Source organism: Streptomyces morookaense (assembly GCF_013030945.1).
GTDB classification, from domain to species: domain Bacteria; phylum Actinomycetota; class Actinomycetes; order Streptomycetales; family Streptomycetaceae; genus Streptomyces; species Streptomyces morookaensis.
Genome location: NZ_JABBXF010000104.1, coordinates 1 through 22513 on the forward strand (window position 1 = coordinate 1; position 22513 = coordinate 22513).

Genomic DNA, 22513 nt, shown 5'->3' on the forward strand with positions numbered 1-22513 from the left:
GCGCGAGAAGACCGGGATGACCTCGGAGACGATGCCGAAGAACGGCAGGGCGAGGACGTACACCTCCGGATGCCCGAAGAACCAGAACAGATGCTGCCACAGCAGCGCACCGCCGTTGGCCGGGTCGAAGACGTGCGAGCCGAACTTGCGGTCCATCTCCAGGGCGAACAGCGCGGCGGCCAGCACCGGGAAGACCATCAGGATGAGCAGAGCCGTCAGCAGCACGTTCCACGTGAAGATCGGCATGCGGAACATCGTCATGCCGGGAGCCCGCATGCAGATGATGGTGGTGATGAAGTTGACGGCGCCGAGGATGCTGCCGAATCCGGAAAGCGCCACCCCCATGATCCACATGTCCGCCCCGACACCGGGGGAGTGCACCGCGTCCGACAGCGGCGCATACGCGAACCAGCCGAAATCCGCGGCACCCTGGGGCGTGAGGAACCCCGCCGCCGCGATCAGCGACCCGAACAGGAACAGCCAGAAGGCCAGCATGTTCAGCCGGGGAAAGGCCACGTCCGGCGCACCGATCTGCAGTGGCATGAGCCAGTTCGCGAATCCCGTGAACAGCGGCATCGCGAAGAGCAGCAGCATCACCGACCCGTGCATCGTAAAGGCCTGGTTGAACTGCTCGTTCGACAGGATCTGCGTGCCGGGGCGCGCGAGTTCCGCGCGCATCAGCAGCGCCATGAGACCGCCGATGATGAAGAAGACGAAAGCGGAGACGAGATACAGCGTGCCGATCTGTTTGTGATCGGTGGTCGTCAGCCATTCCACCGGGGTGCTCCGGGGCTTCCGCCCGGCGGCCGGCCCGTCCGTGCGGTGCTGCACCTCGGTTCCGCCGTCTCCGCGCGTCCCGATACCGTCCACAGGCCACCAACTCCACTGGCAAAAAAGAGAATTTCCGGGCCGGATATCCGGCCCGGATCATGATCAGTGGCGTGTTGTGGCTGCGGACAGGGCCGGGGAGCCCCCGGCCCGGGGTCGAACGTCCCGCTTCACCAGCGGGAGATCCGGGCCGTTCGGCCCTGCCCGACGGATCGGGTTCCCGCGGTCAGCGACCGCGCTTCGCCGGCCCGAGACCGTCACTCCGGTGCGCCCACAGCGTGGCCCCCGGATCCACATAGGGCAGCCCGCCCGTCGTCTGCGTGCGGTCGTGCGCACCCACGAGCCGGCCGGCAGCGACTGGGAGATCACCGCCGTCGGCGCTCCGCCCGTGGCGCTGAGCTGCACCACGGACGAGCTCTGTGAATCGGGCGAATCCTTGCGGGGCTCAGAATGCTGTCCGGGGCGACGCCCGGACAGGCCCGGTCCGGCCAACCCGGGGGCGTCCCCCGAATGGCACGTTCCGGCTGGCCGGTCGGGCGGGGGGCTCTTTGACTGGGGGCGGTTGTTCAACGGCTGTACCCGGTGGCCCGGGAAGGCCACAGCGCGCTCGGGGGACCAAGCCGCCCCGCCCCCGCAAGGAGCTCCGCATGAACACCACGCCCGCCACCACCGAGGTGCTGCGCACCGACCACCGGCGCACGGTCACCGCCACCTGGGACACCCGCCGGCTCGACAGCACCGACCTGCTGCCCGGCGGCGCCGGCGGTCTCCACCACCACCATTGCGGCACAGGCCCGTACGACCCCGCCGTCCTCGAAGCACCCGCCCCCGACCGCAGCCGGCGGATCGTCAACGAACTCCACCGGCTGGAAAGCTCCCAGGCCGACCTGCTCCTGGACCACCTCGGCCCCCTGCCGGCGGACGCCCGTGCCGTGGACGCCGGTTCCGGCCTCGGCGGCACCGCGTTCATGGCGCACCAGCGCTGGGGCTGCTCCGTCGACGGCGTGACCATATCCGAGTACCAGGCGGACTTCGCCAACCGGCAGGCCGCGGAACGCGGCGTCGCCGACCGTGTGCGGTTCCACTTCCGCACCATGCTCGACACCGGCTTCGCAACCGGTTCGCGGCAAGCGCTGTGGACCAACGAATCCACCATGTACGTCGATCTGGACGAGGCGTTCACCGAATTCGCCCGCGTCCTCGCTCCCGGAGGCCGCTACGTCTGCATCACCGGCTGCTCCGACGACGTCACCGGCGGCCGCTCCCGGGCCGTCAGCCGTATCGACAGCCACTACACCTGCAACATCCACCCCAGGAGTGCCTACTTCACCGCCCTCGCGGCCCACGGACTCGTCCCGATCACCGTGACCGACCTGACGGCCCGGACCATCCCGTACTGGGAACTTCGCCTGCGGTCCTCCCTGGCCACCGGCATCGAGCCGGCATTCCTGACCGCCTACGGGGAAGGCAGCTTCCACTACCTCCTCATCGTGGCCGACCGCATCTGACGCCGGACGTCGTGGAGTCTGCGCCGGAGATACTGGACGCCGACGATCCGCAGCACAGGGGAGGGACCGCATGAAGAGAACCCCGATCATCCGCCGGGCCGCGCTCGTGGCCTGTACCGGACTCCTGACCGTCGCCGCCGGCGGCCCCTCGGCCGGCGCGGCCCCGCACAGGACAACTTCCGCCGAAACAGCCGCCGTTCCGTTCCGGCCCGGCCAACTCCGCACGCTCGCCGGACTGTCGGCCGACCGCCTGGCGACCGGCGACCTGGTGGCCGCGGCCAAGTGGGGCACCGGCAGCCCCATCGACGACCCGGTGCGGGAACAGCAGGTCCTGAACGCCGTCGCGGAGCAGGCACGCGAGGACGGCGCCGATCCGGCCGCGACCGTGCGCATCTTCCGCGACCAGATCGAGGCGAACAAGGACGTCCAGCGCGGCCTGTTCCGCCGCTGGAAGGCGCGCCCCGCCGAGGCGCCGACGCACCGCCCCGACCTGAACGAGGTGCGCAAGAAGATCAACCGCATCAATGATGCGCTGGTGCGGTCCCTCGCCGCCACAGGGCCGGAGCGTGCCCAGCACCAGTGCCGGGGCGCGGCCGCGGCCGCCGCCGCGCAGGTGCGGCACGAGAGGCGGCTGGACCACCTGCACGCCGTGGCCCTGACCCGCTCGCTGCGGTCCGTCTGCGGGTGAGAGGCAGGCACCCCGCGCTGAACGAGTGATTCGGCCCCGCCATGGGCAGGCGTCGGACGATCCCGGGAAAGGGGGAGAAGCGTGACCACGACCCTAGGCCTGCCCGAACCCGTCCGCGCCTGCCTCTTCGACCTCGACGGAGTGCTCACCCAGACCGCCACCGTGCACGCCGCCGCCTGGAAGGAGACCTTCGACGCCTTCCTCGCCCGGCGCGACGGCCCCGGCTTCCGGCCGTTCGACGCCGTCGCCGACTACGACGAATACGTCGACGGCAGGCCCAGAGCCGACGGCGTGCGCTCCTTCCTCGCCTCGCGCGGCATCACGCTGCCCGAGGGCGACGACGACGATCCTCCCGAGTCCGACACCGTGCACGGCATCGGCAACCGCAAGAACACCCTCGTCCTGCAGAAGATCAAGGAGATGGGCGTCGACGCCTACCCCGGATCGGTCCGCTACGTCCACGCCGCACGGGATGCCGGGCTGCGGCGCGCCGTGGTCTCCTCCAGCGCCAACTGCCACGACGTCCTGATCGCGGCCGGCATCGACGACCTCTTCGAGGTGCGGATCGACGGCGTCGTGGCGGCCGAACGGCACCTGCCGGGCAAGCCCCACCCCGACACCTTCCTCGCCGCCGCCCGGGAACTGGGCGTTGCCGCGTCCGAGGCCGCCGTCTTCGAGGACGCCCTGGCCGGCATGGAGGCCGGCCGCGCCGGGAACTTCGGCTTCGTCGTGGGCGTCGACCGCGTCGGCCAGGCCGACGCCCTGCGCCGGCACGGCGCCGACACCGTCGTGCAGGACCTCGCCGAACTGCTGGGAGGCACCGCGTGATCACCCACCCCGCCTACCTCGTCGACCCCTGGTGCCTGCGCGAGACCGAGCTCAACCTCGACGTGCTCTCGCAGAGCGAGTCGGTCTTCGCCCTCGCCAACGGGCACGTCGGCTGGCGCGGCAACCTCGACGAGGGGGAGCCGCACGGCCTGCCGGGCGCTTACCTCAACGGCGTCTTCGAGTTCCGCCCGCTGCCCTACGCGGAGGCCGGCTACGGCTACCCCGAGTCCGGGCAGAGCATCATCAACGTCACCAACGGCAAGGTGATCCGGCTCCTCGTCGACGACGAACCCTTCGACCTGCGCTACGGGAAGCTGCTCCGCCACGAGCGGGTCCTGGACTTCCGTACCGGCCTGCTGCACCGCACCGCCGAATGGACCTCGCCCAGCGGCCGCACCGTCCGCGTGCGCTCGACCCGGCTCGTCTCCTTCGCCCAGCGCGCGGTCGCGGCCGTCGCGTATGAAGTGGAACCGCTCGACGGGGACGTGCGCATCGTCGTCCAGTCCGAGCTCGTCACCAACGAGGCGCTGCCCGAGAACGGGACCGACCCCCGCACGGCCGCCCGGCTGAAGGATCCGCTCGTGCCCGAGCAGCACGCCGTGAACGGGACACGGATGCGGCTCCTGCACTGCACGGCCCGCAGCGGCCTGAAAATCGCGGTGTCCGCCGATCACGTGGTGGACGGACCCGAGAAGACCGAGATCTCCGCCGAGGCCGAGACCGACGGCAACCTCGTCCGGCTCACCGTCGCCTCACCGCTGGAGACCGGACAGCGGCTGCGCATGGAGAAGTTCGTCGCCCACGGCTGGTCCGCCGCCCGCTCCGTGTCCGCCGTGCACGACCAGGTGGACGCCGCCCTCGCCGGGGCCAAGAGCACCGGCTGGGCGGGACTGCTCGACGAACAGCGCGGGTTCCTCGACGACTTCTGGTCCCGCGCGGACGTCGAGGTCGCCGGCGACGCCGAGATCCAGCAGGCCGTGCGCTTCGCACTGTTCCACGTCCTCCAGGCCGGCGCCCGGGGCGAGGCCCGCGCCCTGCCCGCCAAGGGACTCACCGGACCCGGCTACGACGGCCACTGCTTCTGGGACACCGAGTCCTTCGTCCTGCCCGTCCTCACCTACACCGCACCCCAGGCGGTGGACCAGGCCCTGCGCTGGCGCCACAGCACCCTGCCCGCCGCCCAGGAACGCGCCCGCCAACTGGGCCTGAAAGGCGCCGCGTTCCCCTGGCGCACCATCAACGGCGACGAATGCTCCGCCTACTGGCCCGCAGGGACCGCCGCCTTCCACATCAACGCCGACATCGCCGACGCCGTGGTGCGCTATGTCTCCGCCACCGACGACGAGGCATTCGAGAAGGAAGTCGGCCTGCCCCTGCTGGTACAGACCGCACGGCTGTGGCGCTCCCTGGGCCACCACGACCACCACGGCGACTTCCACATCGACGGCGTCACCGGCCCGGACGAGTACAGCGCCATCGCGGACGACAACGTCTACACGAACCTGATGGCCCAGCACAATCTGCGGGCCGCGGCGGACGCCGCCGAACGCCACCCGGACGTCGCGGAGGCCCTGGACGTCGACGACGAGGAGACCGCCGCCTGGCGCGACGCCGCCGCCCGCATGGCCCTGCCCTACAACGCCGAACTCGGCGTCCACGAACAGGACAACGGCTACACCGGGCACCAGATGTGGGACTTCGCGCACACCCGCGAGGACCACTATCCGCTCATGCTCAACTTCCCCTACTTCGACATCTACCGCAAACAGGTCGTCAAACAGGCCGACCTCGTCCTCGCCATGGTGGTGCGGGGCCACGCCTTCACCCGGGAGCAGAAGGAACGCAACTTCGCCTACTACGAACAGCTGACGGTCCGCGACTCCTCGCTCTCCGCCTGCAGCCAGGCGGCGATGGCGGCCGAGGTCGGCCATATGCGCCTCGCCTACGACTACTTGGGCGAGGCGGCGATGATGGACCTCTTCGACCTGGAGGGCAACACCCGCGACGGACTCCACATCGCCTCCCTCGCCGGCACCTGGTTCGCCCTCGTCATGGGATTCGGCGGCATGCGCGACCACAGCAGCGGCTGCCTCGCCTTCTCCCCCCGCCTCCCCGAACAGCTCGGCCGTCTCGCCTTCGTCGTCCAGGTCAGGGGGCGGCGGCTGCGCGTCGAGATCACCGGGACGACCGCGACGTACACCCTGCTGGAGGGCGAGGCCCTGACCATCCGGCACTGCGACGAGACGCTCACCGTGCCGCCCGGCGTGCCGCAGTCCTGCCGGGTGCCGGAACTGACCCCCGGACCCGCCCCCGAACAGCCGCCCGGCCGCGCCCCGGCCCACCGCGGAGCGGCCTGGTCGACCGCGGACCTGCAGCCCGCGAGCGACGCCCGCGACCACGGGTGACACGGCCGCCACCGAGGAGGAGCATGACCGGCATGCGGACACCGGGCACCGACGTGGCGGCCGCGGCACGGAAGCTGCTGCCGGAGGTCGTGGCGGTACGACGGCGCATCCACCGCGCTCCGGAAGTGGGCACGCACCTGCCGCGCACCCAGCAGACGGTCCTCGACGCACTTGCCGGCCTGGACCTGAAGGTGACCGTCGGCAGGCAACTCAGCTCCGTGGTGGCCGTCCTCGAAGGACACCGCCCGGGCCGGACCGTCCTGCTGCGCGCCGACATGGACGCACTGCCCCAACAGGAGAACACCGGACTCGACTTCGCCTCCGAACTGCCCGGCGTCATGCACGCATGCGGCCACGACACGCACACCGCCATGCTCGTCGGGGCGGCCCGCCTCCTCGCGGCCCGCCGCGAACGGCTGCCGGGCCGTGTGGTGTTCATGTTCCAGCCGGCCGAGGAAACCGGCGGCGGTGCCCTCCCGATGATCGACGAGGGAGTCCTGCACGGTCACGGTCCGGATGGCGGGCCCGTCGACGCCGCCTTCGCCCTGCACATCAACGCCCGCAACGCGACCGGAACGCTCCACCTCCGGTCCGGCGCCCAGTACGCCGCCGCCGACACCGTCCGCATCACCGTCCGCGGCCGGAGCGGCCACGCGGCCGGCCCGCACAAGGTGCTCGACCCCGTCCCCGTCGCCTGCGAGATCGTCCAGGCCCTGCAGACGATGATCACCCGGACCGTCCCCGTCTTCGACCCCGCCGTCCTCACCATCACCACCATCACGGCGGGTCGGGCCTTCAACGTCATCCCGGAAACCGCCGAACTGACCGGCACCTACCGCACCCTCACCGGGACGAGCCGCCGCATCGTGCGCGAGGGCATCACCAGGGTCGCCCACGGTGTGGCCGCGGCCCACGGTATGACCGCCGACGTCGACCTCCCCGAGGGTTACCCCCCGGTGCACAACGACCCCGCCTTCACCGCCACCGTGCGCCGCGCCGTCATCGACACCCTCGGCCCGTCGGCCGTCCACGACCTCCCTCATCCCACCATGGGCGGTGAGGACTTCGCGTACGTGCTGCAGCGCGTCCCCGGCGCCATGGCCTTCCTGGGCGCGTGCCCGCCGGGCAGTACGCCGGGGGAAGCCCCCGACAACCACTCCGACAAGGTGGTGTACGACGAGAGCGCGCTGGCCGTCGGCGTCGCCGTGCACTGCGCGGTGGCGGAGACCTGCCTCCGCGGCGAGGCGTGATGGCGGGGCATCATGACCCCATGCCCACCACCATCACCCTCGTCCAGGGCGACATCACCGAACAGCACGTCGACGCCGTCGTCAACGCCGCGAACTCCTCGCTCCTCGGCGGTGGCGGCGTCGACGGCGCCATCCACCGCAAGGGCGGCCCCGCCATCCTCGCCGCCTGCCGCGACCTGCGCGCCTCCCACTACGGCAAGGGCCTGCCCACGGGCCACGCGGTGGCGACGACGGCGGGTCGGCTGCCGGCGCGGTGGGTGATCCACACGGTGGGGCCGGTGTGGTCGGCGTCGGAGGACCGGTCGGAACTGCTGGCGTCCTGCCACCGCGAGTCCCTGCAGGTGGCGGACGAACTGGGCGCGAAGACGGTCGCGTTCCCGGCGATCTCGACGGGCGTCTACCGGTGGCCCTTGGAGGATGCGGCTCGCATCGCGGTGGAGACGGTGCGGGGGACGGAGACGGAGGTGGAGGAGGTCCGCTTCGTGCTCTTCGACGAGCGGGCGTACGAGGCCTTTGCCGTGCAGGTGAGGTGACAGCCCTGGCGCCTGGAACGCCGACTCCCGGTCTCAGAACCTGCCGGACCGCCTGGGGAAACAGTCCTCGAGGACCCCTTCGCGGTGCACGTCGAGCGTGGCGCAGTGCAGTCCGCCGCCGAAGGGGGCCACGTCCCAGAACGGTAGCGGGACGACCTCGAAGCCCAGCCGGTCGAGCTGTTCCATCTGAGCGGTCTCGCTCGCTTCCACACAGACCGTTCCGGGGTCAAGGACCAGCATGTTCAGCCGGGGCTTGGGGGGCCGCCTCCCGGCGCATGTCCGGGTCGGCGCGGAACCAGGCCTCGATCAACGGCCGGTGGGCCAGGTACTCGAACCAGCGGCTGCGGAACGACATCGTCGCCTCCAGCAGCTCGTTCCCGATCACCACCAGGACGTCGCGGACCGGCATGGCACCGAACATGCTCTGCTGCGTCCACTCGGGGGTGGCGGTCGGCCGGCCGAAGTCCAGCGTCCGGGGCCGGTCGACCCGGATGCCGCGCAACTCCGGGGCGCGCGAGGTGCTGTCCGGAGAGGGCGTGCTCTCTCCGGACAGGCGGGCATCAGGGACTCGTCGTCCCGGAAGGTGGCGACGTAACCGTTGGTCAGCGTGCCCTCCGTTCCCATGCGGCATCCGTCAACTCGCCTTGCTGGTGCCGCAAGATCAATATCAGATACGCCTGCGGGGGCTCGGTGCGGGCAGGAGGTCGCACAGGGCCTTCGGGTCGCGTGCGGTGCGTTGGACGGTGCCGTCGGGGCGGACGAGCGCCGCGACGGAGCGGCCCCGGCGGAGCCAGCCGTGCAGGGCGGTGCCGGGGGAGGCGGTGACCAGGACACCGCCGCGGTCCTGGACGTCCGCACACAGCGAAGGGGCGGCGGCTGCGGAGGTGACCAGCGCGTAGCGGCCGACGGCCAGGTCGTCGAAGCGCCGGCCGTCCGCCAGCCGGGCGTTGGGGCACAGACGTCCTGCGAGGCCCCGTCCGAGCCGGGATCGGTCGACCAGGGTTGAGCGGTGCAGGGCCGGGGTTCGGCTGTCGAGGATGCGGTTGCTCAGGCCCGGAATCCGGTGCAGGTGGGGCACGAGGATGCGACGCAGGGCGCTGCCGGTGTCGCCGCCGGCGGTCATGGCGGTGCCGATCAGCCTCGCGAGGGTGATCATCGAGTGGGTATGGGGTTTGCGCTCGGTCTCGTAGCTGTCCAGGACCTGTTCGGGGAGGCGGCCGTCGAGGACGGCGGCGAGTTTCCAGGTGAGGTTGGCGGCGTCGCGGAGGCCGGCGCCCATGCCCTGGCCGATGAAGGGCGGGGTGAGGTGGGCGGCGTCGCCGAGCAGGAAGACGTGCTGCTTGCGCCAGTGGTCGGCGATCTGGGCGCGGAAGGTGTACTCGGCCGTGCGCACGATCTCCAGCTCGTCGGCGGGGACGTCCCGGGTCCAGGGCCGGATGAGGGGGTGCAGGCGGGTCATGTCGCGGTAGTCGTCGGCGCCTTCACCGGGCAGGAGCCGGAACTCCCAGCGGTAGCGGCGCTCGCCGATGCGCATGTAGGTGGCCGCACGTACCGGGTCGCAGACCTGGTGCACGCCTTCCCACTGGTGCAGGTCGGCGTCGGTGGCGACGTCGACGACCAGCCAGCGCTGTGCGAAGGCCAGGTCGTGCATGGTGGAGCCGATCGTCGAGCGGGTCAGGCTGTTGGCACCGTCACAGCCGAGCACGTATCCGGCCGCCACGGTGCTGGTCTCGCCGGTGCCCCGATCGGTGAGCCGTACCCGCACCGGGCCGGCGCCGGACTGCTCGACCGCGGTGACCTCCACGTTGCCGCGCAGGGTGACGGTCGGGTGCCGTTCGAGGTTGGTGCGCAGCAGCGCCTCCAATTGGGGCTGATCGAACATGTTGGACTCGGGGTGGCCGTGGCGGCCGAGGTCGCCGCCGCGCCGGAACTCGGCCAGTACCCGCAGCTCGCGGTCCAGGAGTCGCAGGCCCTGGGCGGGGCGGGAGATGGCGGCAAACTGCCTGGCGATGCCTAGTCGGGCGAGCAGCCGGTGGATCTCGTCGTCGAGGTGGACCGCCCGCGGCAGTGGATAGACCGACTCCCAGCGGTCCAGCACGAGGGTCTCGATGCCGTACTGGCCCAGCAGTGTCGCCGCGGTCAGCCCGGTGGGGCCCGCGCCGATGACGACCACCGGGACGGTGCGGGCGGTCACGATGCCACCGGTCCGGGCGTCGCCGCCAGGTCGCCCGGCCGGGGCGGTTCTCCCGTGAATGCGGACGCGTCCTCGGCCCGGGCCAGGTCGGCGAGGTGGGCGATGAGCACCCCGTCGATCCGCGGCAGCGGTGCGGGATCGCCAACTGCCGCCGTGGGCCGAAGCACCAGGACCGCGTCGAGCGCTTCGGCCGGCTCGGGCAGCTTCGCCCAGACGTCCGGGTCAAGCTCCGGTCCCGCGGTGACGAGGACCCGGGCGCCGGAGCGCCGCAGCAGCTCGGCCAGGTGCGCGGGGGCGAGCGCGCCGTTGAGCGGCGCGGCGAGGGTCGCAGGAATGATTTCGGCGCAGTTGGGCGCCATCAGCGCGACGGCGGCGCCGCGGCGGACCCCGAACCGGTGCAGGACGTTGGCATAGCGGTGCACTCCGGCCAGCAGGTCGGCGAAGGTGCACCGCAGCGGTCCGCGCCACCGCTCGGCGTCGGGGAGCACCGTCAGGGCGGTGCGGTCGGGCCGGAGCCGCGCGGCCCGGGCCGGCAGGTCGTGGGTGGAGGCAGGAAGGCCGCGGGCCTCGAGCGGCACCGCCTCGATCGCGGCCAGGTCGGAAGGGGCGGCGTAGTGGGGCCACAGCAGCTCGCTCACCGGGCGTACCTCACCGTCGTGCGCTGGCGGCCGAGGTCGAGCGTGCCGTCGTCGGTGGCGACGGCGGCCTCCACCAGGTCGCCGTCCCGCAGGTACTTGGGGTTCTTGGCCTGGGCCTTGAAGAACAGTCGCCACTTGGTCGCGGTCGGCAACAGCGAACCCAGGAGTTCGACCGGCTTGGGCGGCGCGCTGAGCGCGGTGCCGACCGGGGTGCCCGTGAGCAGCAGGTCACCGGGGTCCAGCCGCTGGAAGCCGCTGAGTGCCCTCAGGGCTTCGAGCGGCCGGTGGATCATGTCGGAGGCGGGCATGTCCTGCCGCAGCTCGCCGTTGACCCACAGGCGCAGCCGCAGCTCGGCGAACCGGTCGAGGTCGCCCTCCTCCAGCAGCACCAACGCCGGTCCGGTGGGGGTGAAGGTGGGGTAGGACTTGGCCTCGTAGAACTGGGTCCTGGGCAGCTGCAGGTCCCGGGCGGAGACGTCGTTGGTGACCACGAGGGCTGCGACGTGGCCGGAGAGGTTCGCGGCGGAGACCTCGGTGCCGACCGGGAGCGGTGCGCCGATGACGAGGCCGATCTCCACTTCGTAGTCGAGCAGCCGCACGTGGGCCGGCTTGACGATGTCCTCGTACGGACCGCTGATCGACCCGGACGCCTTGCGGAAGAAGGTGAGCGGGACGCTCTTCGGGTCAAGGCCCGCATCGGCCGCGTGCGAGGCGAAGTTCGTCATCTGGGCCACGACCCGGCGCCCCGGGGTGACCGGCGAGAGCACCGCGAGGTCGGCGACCGGGACGCCGGGGTCGGTGCTGCTCACGGCGGCGGTGACGGCGTCCCGGTCGGCCAGCAGGTCGGCGGTGGTGGCGGCCGCGGTCTGCACCCGGACGGCGCGCCGACCGCGGACGGTGTACCAACCATCGGCGGTGCGCAGGACGTTGACGCTCATCGGTTCATCGCTTTCATCAGGCCCAGCAGACGGCCGGGGTCGATCTCGTTGTCGGCGCGCAGGGCGCGCACGACCTCGCGGATCAGGGCGGGGGTGGGGTTGGCGCCGAGGAAGTCGCGGGTGGCCGGCGGGCCCCACTGGGCCAGGCCGCCGGCGGACATCGGGGCCCAGCCGGGTTCCAGGTCGCAGTCGAACAGGTCGCCGTCGGCGAAGTGCTCGACCATCAGCCCGTCGGGGTCGCGCCAGTAGTCGAAGAGCTGGCTTCCCTGGATGTGCCGCCCGATGCCCCAGCTGCGCTTGTAGCCGCGCTCGGCGAGGTACTGCCCGCCGACGGCGATCGCGTCGAGGTCGGTGACCTGGTAGGCGGAGTGGACGTAACCGGTGCGCGGGCCCAGGTGCATCGCGAGGGTGTGGTGGTCGACCGGGGTGGCGCCCTGGTCGCAGCGGATGAACGCCATCGTGGGCCCGCGGTCGCGCCGGCCGTCCAGGAACAGGAAGTCGCTGACGATCAGACCGAGGGTCTCCAGGTACCAGTCCAGGGCCCGGGTGAACCTCGGCGTCTCCAGGACCACATGGCCGAGCCGCTGGATCCGGGCCGGTTCGCGCGGCGGACGCTGGGCGGCGTTGGTCCGGGCCCGCCTGCCGCCGAAGTTCAGCGGGAGCGGGGGCTGTTCGGGCAGGGCCGGGAGTTGCTCGGTGCCATGGACGACGCGGACCGGGAAGCCGGATGGGTCGACCAGGTCCACGACCCGCCCGCCGCCGGACTCCCCGAGCTCGCGAACCGGCCGGCCGGTGGCCCGGGCCAGCCGGTCCAGGTCCGCGCGCTCGGCGGCCCGGAACGCCGGTCCGAGGAACCGTGAGGCGTGGCCGCGCCGCAGTACCACGCACGCCGAGCCCGGCAGCGTGCCGCGCAGATACAGCGCCTGGCCGGTTCGCGCGGCGACGGCGAAGCCGAAGTCGCGGGCGAACACCTCGGCGCGGGCCAGATCCGGCTTCTCGAACTCCAGCCAGGCCAGGTCCGCCACCTTGATCACGGGCTGTCGGGCACGGCCGGGATGCTCCCCGCGCAGCGCCCCGTGCTCGCTGTGCAGGTCCTGGTGGGCGGTGGTGGGCCCGGGCGGGCGGGCTCGGTCGTTCGACATGAGGGGGCTCCGTCAGGGGTGGCTCAAACGGACACGCTTCTGATGAGAATGTCTGAACTGATAGAAGCGTCAGTCCTGACGAGGCGATCGTCAAGGGTTCAGGTGATGGAGTCATCAGATCTGAATGTGCCTAGACTGGCCGTATGCCGAACCAGCTCGACACAACCGACGGCCCCGCGGGTGCCAACCGCTTCGAGCGCCGCCGTGCGCGCACCCGCCAGGCGCTGATCGCCGCCGCGCGGCAGATCCTGGCCGAGACCGGCGAGACCTCGGCCAGCATCCAGGAGATCGCCGCACGCGCCGACGTGGGTTTCGGCACGTTCTACAACCACTTCGAGACCAAGAACGACCTGTTCGACGCCGCGGTCGGCGACGCCCTGGAGGAGTACGGCCAGCTGCTCGACAGCGTCACCGAAGGCATCGACGACCCGGCCGCGGTCTTCGCCGCCCGCGTCCGCCTCACCCTTCGGCTGGCCGCCTCGCACCCCGAGATCACCCAGATCCTGCGCCTGCGCGGCCTGCCGCACATCAACGCCGCCACCGGGCTCGGGCCGCGCGCCCTGCGCGACCTGGAGATCGGCAAGGCGTCCGGCCGCTTCACCTTCGAAGACCCGCTCGTGGCCCGGTCGGCGGTCGGCGGCGCGTTGATCGGCCTGCTCCAGCTCAACTCGACGCGCGACCTCGACGCAGAGGCCGGCGAGCACATGGCCGAGATGATCCTGCGCATGCTCGGGCTCCCCGCCGACGAGGCCCACGGGATCGCCACCCGCCCGCTGCCCGACCTCCCCTGACCGCCGGCCTGCCGACCGCACGCCCCCAGGCCCCCGCACCGTTCCACGGCGCGGGGGCCTGCCGTATTCCCAGCCCTGCGGGCTCACTCGTACATCGAGGCTGATGCCCTCATCGTAACTGATAAGAGCATCAGTTACGATGAGGGCATGAAGATCCCCGAGTTCAGCAACTCCCTTGTCCGAACAGGTCGTGGTGGCCGGAGCGGCGTGCTCTTCGCCATGTGCCTCTCCCTCGTCCTGGTCGTGGCCTCGGTCTCCGCGCTGAACCTGGCCCTGCCGAACCTCGCCGTGGAACTGGGCGCCACCAACTCGGCGCTGACCTGGATCGCCGACGGCTACACCGTGGCCCTGGCCGCGCTGGTCCTGCCGCTGGGCGCGCTCGGTGACCGGATCGGGCGCCGCAAGGTCCTGATCGCCGGGAACGTCGTCTTCGGCGCAGCCGCGGTCCTCGCGGCCTGTTCCTCCTCCACTTCGCACCTGATCGTGTGCCGGGTGGTGATGGGCGTCGGCGCGGCCATGATCATGCCGGGGACCCTGTCGACGATCACCGCGGTCCTCCCCGAGGACCGGAAGGACCGCGGGGTCGCGATCTGGTCCGGCTTCGCCGCGGCCGGGGCGATCATCGGCATGCTCGCCGCAGGCGGCCTGCTGGAGCAGTTCTCCTGGAAGTCGATCTTCTGGACCAGCGCCGCCACCGCGATGGCGTGCGCGCTCGCCGCGCTGCTGCTGGCCCCGGAGACGCGCAGCTCGGTGCGGGAGCGCTTCGACTTCCCCGGGGCGGCCACCACCGCACTGGCGGTGGGGGCACTGGTCTACGGGATCATCGAGGGCAACGACCGGGGCTGGACCCGCCCGGAGGTCCTCGCCGCGTTCGCGGTCGCCGCGGTGGCCGTGGCCGCCTACGTGGTCCTGGGCCTGCGCAGCCGCCACCCGCTGCTGGACCCGCGCCTGTTCACACTGCGCGGCTTCGGCGCGGGCACGCTGGCGATCCTGGTGCAGTTCATGGCCGTCTTCGGGTTCTTCTTCGTCGGCCTGCAGTTCCTCCAGCTGATCCTCGGCTACAGCCCGCTGCACAGCGCGGTCGCACTGATACCGGTCGCGGCCGTCGTCCTGCCCACCTCAGTGGTCACACCGCGCCTGGCCAAGCGCCTGGGCGTCAAGGCGGTCATGCCCGCGGGCCTGCTGTTCCTGGCCGGCGGCATGTTCTGGCTGACCCGCCTGCACGCAGACAGCGGCTACCTGCCCTTCCTCGGCGCCCTGATCCTCGCCGGGGCCGGTATCGGCCTGACCAGTGCCACCGGCACCAGCTCCATCGTCGACTCCCTCGGCCCCGACAGCCAGGGGGTGGCCTCGGCCATGAACGACACCGCCCGCGAGGTCGGCTCCGCGATCGGCATCGCGCTGATGGGCTCGGTGTTCTCCAGCCACTACCGCTCCGCACTGCCCGACGACCTGTCCCGCCTGCCCGCCCAGGTCGCCGGGACCGTGCACCACTCCGCCGCCGGCGGACTCGAAGTCGCGGCCCACCTCGGCGCCCAGGGGCCCGCGCTGGCCGCCGCTGTCCGCGACGCCTTCATGTCCGGCTTCACCTCGGCGATGGAAGTCATCGCAGCGATTCTGGCGGTCGCCGCCATTGCCTGCGCCGCGATCGCACCACGCCTCGGCCACAAGACCCAGGCCGCAGCCCCGCAGCCCCACTGGTCCGCCGGGCCCGAGCCCGAGGCCACCGCGAGGCAGCAGGCCACAGCCGTGGGCAGGGACACGGACGTGCTCCACGCGGTCGCCGCCGACCGGTCATAGCGGGCGGGTTCACGACGATCGCGGAGCGGCGCCCAAGCGGACGGCGGCGACACCGAGTACGTGATCGCCCTCACCCGCCGCCCACCTTCCACTGCCTGAGCTGAAGCACATCCTGTGGGCGGGTCCGGCCCTGAAATCACGCGACGGATTGCCGGCCGACCGCGGGCCGAATTCCATGTGAATTATTATCGGAATGCATCACTCTATCGGGTGGAATGTGTGCGCGACCTCTGTCCGAGGTTGACGAGTCGCGCTTTTCTGGCACTGGAATTCGGCACGGAAATGCGCTGTTCCGGGGCAGGTTGTCGACTTTCTTTCCGCTGCCTCTTTTTCTGTGGCACCGCCCTGTCGATTTCCTCCAGAAGGGGGTAGAAGTATGCGTGGAAGCAGGCTCGGAGCTGCTGTGTCGGCTTTGGTGCTCGTCACGTCGGGGTGGGCAGCCGCCGCCGGCACGGCGCACGCCGCCGCCTATGACAACATCAACATGCAGAAGCAGGAACAGGATCAGTGGTGCTGGGACGCCTCGGGCAACACCATCGCCAGCTGGTGGGGCTACAACTACAGCCAGACCGACTTCTGCAATCTGGCCAACCAGGCCACGGGCGTCAGCTGTAACGACCAGCCCGCAACTCCCCGTGACGTTGCCGGCGCCTGGCAGAAGATGGGCTTCGTCAACACCGGCACCCTCCAGTACAGCGCGGCCTCGTTCAATCAGATCCACACCGAGGTCGACGCCGCGCGTCCCTTCCTGGCGCGAATCGGATGGAAGTCGGGCGGCGGTCACTTCAACGTCATCTACGGCTATGACGAGAACGCCGACACCATCGGCGTCGCCGACCCCTGGCCGCAGACCAACACCTACACCTGGTGGAACTACAACGACTACGTGAACAACAGCCAGTTCGCCTGGACCCACACCCAAATCGGCGTCTCAGCCTCGTGAGGCAAACATCATGTCCCACAACAGAAGGTCATCACCGCCGAATTCACATCGGCGCACCCACAGCCCGATCGGTCAGGCAGTCGTCGCGACGGCGCTGCTGTCCGCCATGACCGTACTCCCGGCCCGGGCCGCCGCAGGCCCCGCCGACATCCCGGACCTCCAGGCCGCGGTGGACACGCTGAAATCGGCCGATGTGCACAATGCCATCTGCCGCTTCCTCGGTGTCCCCATCCCTCAGGGAGGCTCGCGGGCGGCGCAGACCATTCCCGCCAAGGCCAATCCGTGTGACGGACAGCCGTCCTTCACCGTGGGGCAAACACCCCTGGCCGTGTTCAGCGTTGCCCCGGACTTCGCCGACGGCAAAGCCCAGGCCGTCCTCGCGTCGGCCCTCCAACTCTCCTACGTGGCCGCCCCGGTCGACGTCGGCAACGGACGCACGGCGACGGTCCTCCTCGCCGCCACCCAGGGCGGCGGCTGGCACCTGGCCGCCGTCCGGGACAGCAACAGCGACGCGAACTACGCGAGCAAGGGCACCGCGGTCAGCCCCGTGTTCTCCGAACCGCAGCTCAATGCCTGGTACCAACTGAACATCGACCAGGTCACCCCGCTCAACGACGCGGCCAAGACCGGCCTCGGCGGCAAGCAGTCGGTGTCCCTCGCCGACTACCAGAAGCTGGTGGAGAGCCGCTACGCCGACAAGCAACCGGGCTCCGACTACGCCACGAAGGGCTACTCCAGCGGCTACGCACCCGCTGCCCGCCCGTCGGACTCCTCGCCCGCGACCATGACGGTTCTCGGTGCCTCCGGCGCCGCCGTCGCGCTCGTCGGCGGTGCCTTGGTCCTCCGCCGCCGCAAGCGGGCCAGGCCGTAAAGCCGGTCGGGGGCGGCCGCCCCCGACGGTGGCCCCCGACCCCGCCATTTGCGGAGTACTCCTTCACGAAGCCGTCACGGGTGGCCGGCTTCGCGCCGGCCGGCACCCCTTCTCCCCTTGGGGGTTCGGGCGTTGACGCCGGCCGTGTGACGCAGATGGAGGGTGGGGCGAGGGGATACCGACGGTGGCGCCGGCACCATGGCGGGGCCGGGTCGAGCCGGCCGGCGTTATCGTGAATTCATGGAGGAGAGCCGAGCGCTTCACGTCGTGGATGCATTGCGGCAGCGTGGCCTGGACGCCCACCTGGCCCGCGAGGGCGTCTACCAGATCGGGGTGCGCGTGGTCCTGCGCGACGGCCGCGAGGCGGTCTGGGACACGGATGACACTGCGGCCCTCGAAGCGCAGGTCATGCGGGACGGCATCCTGGTCGGTTTCGTTCCGTCCATCGAGGGCTCCGGGGACTTCGACCTCGACCGGACCGTCGACGTGATCGCCCGAGCCGACTACGACCAGCCGATCGCCCGTGAACGGCCCACCGCACCGCCGCCGTCCGCCCCGCTGCCCCCGGAGGGCGGTGTCTTCCGCCGCTTCCTCGGCGGTTTCCGCGAGCGCTGAGCCGTTTTCCGCCAGGTCAGTGGCCGATGGGGTGCAAGGTTCCGCTGAGCACTTGAATGTTGGCCGTAAGGGAGCCGAAACCCTCGCCGGTTCCGGTGTCGTCCCAGTGGGCACCGTCCTGGATCAACTGCCCGCGAGAAGCGATCCAGGGCTGTCCGCCGTCAGGAGGGCTTTCCTTGTGCCAGCCCGCCAACGCAATCTCCTGAGCGAAAGCGCGCTCCCCGAGAGAGAAAGAGTTCGGGCGGTCGTAGTTGCCGATCTGCTCGGCCTGACGGATGTCATTGACGTAGACGACCAAGGCCTGTTCCCAGGTGGAATTCCCGCCCGCCCAGATGACCGCGGTCGAGTACCGGTCCAATATGCCCAGGTATTGGACGGTCAGGTTGTTGATGGGCGTGTTCGAGCCGCCGGGGTCGCGAAGATCCATGGTCTTCCCCCTTCGCGAGATCCTGTGCCGTCCATCCTAACGGGCTGGTGTTCGACAGGCGCGAGGAGCAGACGCCCCTGTGCCTTGCAGGTGGGCGGTGTCACGCATGAGACATGAAAAGCCGGGCAGGCGACGGGGCGACTCATGTGTGTGCCTTCATCGGAGGAGAAATCCATGTTGCTTGCCCACCCTGCCGTGCTCGACGACCTGGTGAAGCGGTACACAGCGCTCGAACTCGCTCTGGTGGCAGGCGACGCCGGCCCGGACACGCGGCAGAAGATGGCCGACGTCGCGTATACGTTGTGCGTCTCGACCGGCACGCGCGATATCGACGCGGCCTTGATCGCCGCGCGACATCGTCTGCCGGGTGCCCGGGTCGAGGACGACAGCGCGGCAGCTGTCGGCTGACCGGCCGGACGCATCTCCCACACGGCGGTGCCGGCCGGCCGGTGGTAGGAAGGAACGGGTACCGGCCCGAATGTCCAGGAGCGGCGGATGAGCCCAGAGGCTGCCGGGGCCGGTGCCGTCGAGGTCGCACTCGGCCCGGACCGCTCTTCCGCCGGCGGGGACGACGAACTGCGGGCGGGCCTCGCCGAGAACCCCCGGCGGATCCCGCACCGCTACGGGTACGACGCGGAGGGCTCCCGCCTCTTCGAGGAGATCAGCCGCCTGCCCGCGTACTACCCGCCTCGCGCGGAGCGCAAGCTGCTGCGGGAGCACGGTCGCGACATGGTGCGCCTGTCGGCCGCCACCGAACTCGTGGACCTCGGGGCCGGCAGCGCGGAGAAGTCGGAGATCCTGCTCGCCGCCATGGACGCCGGTGGACTCCTCCGCGCGTACACGGGGATCGACGTGAGCGTCCAGCCGATGCGGGAGGCCGCCCGCCGCCTCGGCGCCCGGTGGCCGACGGCCCGTATCACGTTGGTACACGGTGATTTCGCCACGGCGCTGCCATGGCTCCGGGGCAGGGGAACAGGACGCCTCATGGCGATGCTCGGCAGCACCTTCGGCTGCCTGACACCACCTGAGCGGTCCTCCTTCCTGCGTGCCCTGCGGGCCTGTTGCGGGCCGCACGATCACATCCTGCTCTGCGCGGATCTCTTCGAGCCGGTGGACACCGTGCGCCGGGCGTACAGGGCCGGGTGCACCGGGGAACGGCCGGTGCGCCGTCTGTTCGCCCTCAACACCCTGGCCCACCTCAACAGGGAGTACGGAGCCGACTTCGACCTCGCCCATTTCGAACCGGACGTCGTCTACGACGTCCCCCTCCGGCAGGTACGGGGTGAGATCCGCAGTACCAGGAAGCAACAGGTGACCATCCAACGGCTCGGTACGACACTCGACTTCGCCGAGGACGAGACGTTCTTCCACGACGTGCTGCACAAATTCGAGCTGAACGAACTTGTAAGCGAACTGGAGACCTTCGGGTTCCGATGCAGACAACACTGGGTGGAGGAGGAATTCCAGTACGCGGCCCTGTTGCTCGACTGAGGCCGGGAAGGCCGCAACGACGTTGACAGTGCCTGCTCGGTCCACGCGGCGCCGCCGGTAGTAGGAGATCGTGACGACCACGAGCAGTGGTCCCCAGAGCAGCAGTGGTGCGTAACAGGCGTCCATCACGACGAGCGCCGGCCCGGTCGGGAAGGTCCAACTCGGCTCCCCCGCACGGGGGAGGGAGCCTTTCGGTCTCGACCGGGCAGCCGCCTGCGGAGAGTTGGCGGAGCGTTGGGGGAGCGGCCACGGAGCCTGCGCAAAAACCCGTTGGCGGACCACGGCGACCACTGCTACCTTTCTGGAGGCCGTGCGAGAGAACGAGGAGGTGGTACCCGTGAACGCAGTATCGACATGGGTGCTCCCCTCCGGGGTCACGGTCGGGCGATAGGTCGTCCGGGAGCGCCGTTTGAGAGCACTCCCGAAAGGCATGACCATGCGCTTCACTTCTGAACAGCGTCTCGAGGACGGCGTCCTCGAGCGCGAATTCACCCTCGGCGAGATCCCCGGCACCCTGTGGACGCCCGAATCCTCCGCACCGGCTCCGCTGATCCTGATGGCCCACAACAACGGCCTGCCCAAGAGGGAACCCCGGCTGGTGGCCCGGGCCCGGCAGACCGCGGCGTACGGCTACGCGGTGGCCACCATCGACGCCGCCGGGTGCGGTGACCGGCCCCGTTCCGCCGCCGACGAGCAGGCTCGCGCCGATCTCCGCCGGGCGATGCAGGCCGGCGAGCCGGTCGACGAGATCTTCGAGTCCCTCGTCGGCCCGCTGGTCGAAAAGGCGGTCCCGGAATGGCGGACCACTCTGGACGCCCTCCTTTCGCTGCCCGAGATCGGCGGCCCGGTCGGGTACTCGGGGTGGACCGCCGTCGGCATTCGGCTGGCGGTGACCGAGCCGCGCATCGCGGCCGCCGGGTTCTTCGCCGGGGGGTACGTGCCCCGCGCCCAGCGCGAGGAAGCCCGGCAGGTCGGCATTCCGCTGCTTTTCCTGCTGCAGTGGGACGACGAAGGGAACCCCCGGCAGCGGGCCCTGGACCTGTTCGACGCCTTCGGCACCAAGGAGAAGACGCTGCACGCCAATATGGGCGGGCACGTCGGCACCCCGTGGTTCGAGATGGAGGACGGGGGCCGGTTCTACGACCGGCACCTGAAATGAGGGCGGGCCGTCAGGCCGGCAGCAGACGGTAAGCGGTACCGGCAGATGCACAACCGCCCCGACCTCGACGGTCCCGCCCGACGGCGGTACCGGCCGGTCGGGGCGGCGCTCGGCCACCGGTGCCCTGTCGTCATCGACCACCGCGAGTGGGAGTTCGGGCAGGCAAGCGAAACCATCGCCGCCTACCGGTCGGCTCGCTGGATCCGGTGGCGTCGCCTGCCACACCAATGCCGGGCGGCATCGTCTCGACGGGGTCCCGGACTGGTTGGTTACGTCCGCCCCATGCCCTTGAAGGCCGACTGTCTCCCGGACCTCGGAGCCTGACACCGCCCGCGCCCGTGGTGAAGACCGCGCGCGAATCCTGGCCGCTACTCGGCCAGTTGGGGCATTCTGTTGTGTATGCGCCTTCCCGCCCACTGCGCGTTCCACTGGCCGCGCCGAACATGGCCCCGCTGCGGCCAGGACGCGGCGGTCATGCCGTGCGGCCGGTTCGCCCGTCACGATGGCCTGGGGGAGAAACCCCTCGTCCAGCCGGCCCAGTTCGGATAGGCCGCCGCATGTCCGAGTACGGGTGCGCCGAGTGCGGACACCAACGGCTTGTCCACTCGGTTATCCGCGGCGGCAGTTGCCGGGGAAGCCTTTCCTGCGCATGCCGAAAAAGCCGGTCAGGCATACCCGAACCGCCCCGCCCGGCCCCTGAACCGGACGAACCATCCGAACCGAAATGCGGCGAGTGCGAGTCGCCGTTCGGGGTATGCCGGTGCGACTCCTGGTGGGCGCGCGACCAGGAACCCTACGGTCCCTGCGGCGGATGCGGAGGATAGCCCGTTGACCCGGGACGACTGGATACTCGCGATCTTCGCGTTCACGCCGCTGGCCCTGTTCGCGATCGGACTCACCATCGACATGGTCACCGATAGCGGCGGCTCCGCCACCACCACCTGCCATGGTTGCGCGCACGCGTACGACGTGCACAACGGCCCCGATAGCAAATGCCTGGTCGAGGACTGCGGCTGCTGGTCGTACAAGGATCCGCCCGAGGAAGATCCCGTCCCCCTGGGCTGCGGTGGTTGAGCACGGGGGGAGGCGGCGACCAGGACGAGCGCGATGAAGGAGGCGGAGGGGAGGCCGAACAGCGCCCCGGTGCCCCGGCCGAGCAAAGGTGTTACGGCGGTGCGGGTCGGCGCCGAGGGCGGGGTCGTCGGCCTCGGGGGCAAGCGCCAGGGGAGCACCGCTGCGCCAGCGTCCCATGATCTTCGCGGCGATGACTTCCTCGTCCTGGGGTCCGGTGGCGTTGTCCTTCAGGCAGCGGCGGAAGGCGGCGACGTTCTGGTGGAGCTTGCGGAAGACCGCGTAACTGCCGTTGCGCCCGAGCGCGGTCGGCTGCGGGGTCTGGACGCCGCCGAGTTCGTCCGGGTGGCCCAGGACGCCGGAGTCCTCGGAAAGACCGGGCCGTACTTCCCC

At 70.8% G+C, this 22513-nt stretch carries 23 protein-coding genes; 15 read left to right on the forward strand and 8 right to left on the reverse strand.

Features of this window, described 5'->3' with window-relative positions; all coding sequences use genetic code 11:
• A partial coding sequence (locus HG542_RS30905) for a cytochrome c oxidase subunit I (protein ID WP_308699118.1) occupies window positions 1-831 on the reverse strand: 831 nt, incomplete at its 3' end.
• 644 nt (window positions 832-1475) lie between these two features.
• Between HG542_RS30905 and HG542_RS30910 the strand changes: the two genes are divergently transcribed.
• The 6 genes from HG542_RS30910 to HG542_RS30935 all read left to right on the forward strand — a co-directional run bounded on the left by HG542_RS30910 (window position 1476) and on the right by HG542_RS30935 (window position 8040).
• Window positions 1476-2336 (forward strand): geranyl diphosphate 2-C-methyltransferase, encoded by an 861-nt coding sequence (locus tag HG542_RS30910; RefSeq protein WP_171087294.1) that lies wholly within the window; start codon window positions 1476-1478, stop codon window positions 2334-2336.
• Window positions 2337-2406: 70 nt separating this feature from the next.
• Window positions 2407-3024, forward strand: a complete 618-nt coding sequence (locus HG542_RS30915) for a chorismate mutase (protein ID WP_171087297.1) — start codon at window positions 2407-2409, stop codon at window positions 3022-3024.
• Between the two features lie 81 nt (window positions 3025-3105).
• Window positions 3106-3852 carry an HAD family hydrolase gene (locus tag HG542_RS30920; protein WP_171087299.1) on the forward strand — a complete coding sequence of 249 codons (747 nt, stop codon included), beginning with the start codon at window positions 3106-3108 and terminating at the stop codon, window positions 3850-3852.
• A complete protein-coding gene (locus tag HG542_RS30925; protein WP_171087300.1) occupies window positions 3849-6257 on the forward strand; it encodes a glycoside hydrolase family 65 protein in 2409 nt (802 codons plus the stop codon). Before HG542_RS30920 ends, HG542_RS30925 begins: the two co-directional genes overlap by 4 nt.
• A gap of 23 nt (window positions 6258-6280) precedes the next feature.
• Window positions 6281-7507: a M20 metallopeptidase family protein gene (locus tag HG542_RS30930; RefSeq protein ID WP_218039092.1), complete on the forward strand. Its 1227-nt coding sequence runs from the start codon at window positions 6281-6283 to the stop codon at window positions 7505-7507.
• A 20-nt stretch (window positions 7508-7527) separates the two neighbouring features.
• The gene (locus tag HG542_RS30935) at window positions 7528-8040 is read left to right on the forward strand and encodes an O-acetyl-ADP-ribose deacetylase (RefSeq protein WP_171087302.1); all 513 of its coding nucleotides are present in this window, start codon (window positions 7528-7530) and stop codon (window positions 8038-8040) included.
• A 33-nt stretch (window positions 8041-8073) separates the two neighbouring features.
• Here the strand turns inward: HG542_RS30935 and HG542_RS30940 are convergent, their stop codons facing one another.
• The 6 genes from HG542_RS30940 to HG542_RS30965 form a co-directional block, all read right to left on the reverse strand.
• Window positions 8074-8226 (reverse strand): hypothetical protein, encoded by a 153-nt coding sequence (locus tag HG542_RS30940; RefSeq protein ID WP_171087304.1) that lies wholly within the window; start codon window positions 8224-8226, stop codon window positions 8074-8076.
• Between the two features lie 40 nt (window positions 8227-8266).
• Entirely contained in the window at window positions 8267-8542 is a 276-nt protein-coding gene (locus HG542_RS30945) for a hypothetical protein (protein WP_171087306.1), read from the reverse strand.
• Between the two features lie 165 nt (window positions 8543-8707).
• On the reverse strand, window positions 8708-10234 hold the full coding sequence (gene mhpA, locus HG542_RS30950; protein WP_171087309.1) for a bifunctional 3-(3-hydroxy-phenyl)propionate/3-hydroxycinnamic acid hydroxylase MhpA: 1527 nt from the start codon (window positions 10232-10234) through the stop codon (window positions 8708-8710).
• Window positions 10231-10872 carry an AMP-binding protein gene (locus tag HG542_RS30955; protein WP_171087311.1) on the reverse strand — a complete coding sequence of 214 codons (642 nt, stop codon included), beginning with the start codon at window positions 10870-10872 and terminating at the stop codon, window positions 10231-10233. Before HG542_RS30955 ends, mhpA begins: the two co-directional genes overlap by 4 nt.
• The gene (locus tag HG542_RS30960) at window positions 10869-11810 is read right to left on the reverse strand and encodes a fumarylacetoacetate hydrolase family protein (RefSeq protein ID WP_171087313.1); all 942 of its coding nucleotides are present in this window, start codon (window positions 11808-11810) and stop codon (window positions 10869-10871) included. Before HG542_RS30960 ends, HG542_RS30955 begins: the two co-directional genes overlap by 4 nt.
• Window positions 11807-12952 carry a VOC family protein gene (locus tag HG542_RS30965; RefSeq protein WP_171087315.1) on the reverse strand — a complete coding sequence of 382 codons (1146 nt, stop codon included), beginning with the start codon at window positions 12950-12952 and terminating at the stop codon, window positions 11807-11809. Before HG542_RS30965 ends, HG542_RS30960 begins: the two co-directional genes overlap by 4 nt.
• A gap of 143 nt (window positions 12953-13095) precedes the next feature.
• On the opposite strand from HG542_RS30965, the gene HG542_RS30970 reads away from it, so the two are divergent.
• The 5 genes from HG542_RS30970 to HG542_RS30990 all read left to right on the forward strand — a co-directional run bounded on the left by HG542_RS30970 (window position 13096) and on the right by HG542_RS30990 (window position 17972).
• A complete protein-coding gene (locus tag HG542_RS30970) occupies window positions 13096-13743 on the forward strand; it encodes a TetR/AcrR family transcriptional regulator (protein WP_171087317.1) in 648 nt (215 codons plus the stop codon).
• A 147-nt stretch (window positions 13744-13890) separates the two neighbouring features.
• Entirely contained in the window at window positions 13891-15543 is a 1653-nt protein-coding gene (locus tag HG542_RS30975; RefSeq protein WP_171087319.1) for an MFS transporter, read from the forward strand.
• Between the two features lie 403 nt (window positions 15544-15946).
• On the forward strand, window positions 15947-16486 hold the full coding sequence (locus tag HG542_RS30980; RefSeq protein ID WP_227722196.1) for a papain-like cysteine protease family protein: 540 nt from the start codon (window positions 15947-15949) through the stop codon (window positions 16484-16486).
• Between the two features lie 106 nt (window positions 16487-16592).
• Complete coding sequence (locus HG542_RS30985) at window positions 16593-17357, forward strand: hypothetical protein (RefSeq protein ID WP_229922712.1); 765 nt, start codon at window positions 16593-16595, stop codon at window positions 17355-17357.
• A 240-nt stretch (window positions 17358-17597) separates the two neighbouring features.
• Window positions 17598-17972 carry a hypothetical protein gene (locus HG542_RS30990; RefSeq protein ID WP_171087325.1) on the forward strand — a complete coding sequence of 125 codons (375 nt, stop codon included), beginning with the start codon at window positions 17598-17600 and terminating at the stop codon, window positions 17970-17972.
• A gap of 16 nt (window positions 17973-17988) precedes the next feature.
• On the opposite strand, the gene HG542_RS30995 is transcribed toward HG542_RS30990, so the two are convergent.
• Entirely contained in the window at window positions 17989-18399 is a 411-nt protein-coding gene (locus HG542_RS30995) for a hypothetical protein (RefSeq protein ID WP_171087327.1), read from the reverse strand.
• 174 nt (window positions 18400-18573) lie between these two features.
• Between HG542_RS30995 and HG542_RS31000 the strand changes: the two genes are divergently transcribed.
• The 4 genes from HG542_RS31000 (at window position 18574) to HG542_RS31015 (ending at window position 22123) form a co-directional block, all read left to right on the forward strand.
• Window positions 18574-18807: a DUF5133 domain-containing protein gene (locus tag HG542_RS31000; RefSeq protein WP_171087329.1), complete on the forward strand. Its 234-nt coding sequence runs from the start codon at window positions 18574-18576 to the stop codon at window positions 18805-18807.
• Between the two features lie 87 nt (window positions 18808-18894).
• Window positions 18895-19890, forward strand: a complete 996-nt coding sequence (locus tag HG542_RS31005; RefSeq protein WP_171087331.1) for an L-histidine N(alpha)-methyltransferase — start codon at window positions 18895-18897, stop codon at window positions 19888-19890.
• A gap of 436 nt (window positions 19891-20326) precedes the next feature.
• Window positions 20327-21049, forward strand: coding sequence for a dienelactone hydrolase family protein (locus HG542_RS31010; protein ID WP_171087333.1), 723 nt, complete (start codon window positions 20327-20329; stop codon window positions 21047-21049).
• 828 nt (window positions 21050-21877) lie between these two features.
• A complete protein-coding gene (locus HG542_RS31015; RefSeq protein ID WP_171087335.1) occupies window positions 21878-22123 on the forward strand; it encodes a hypothetical protein in 246 nt (81 codons plus the stop codon).
• The last annotated feature ends 390 nt before the right edge of the window (window positions 22124-22513 follow it).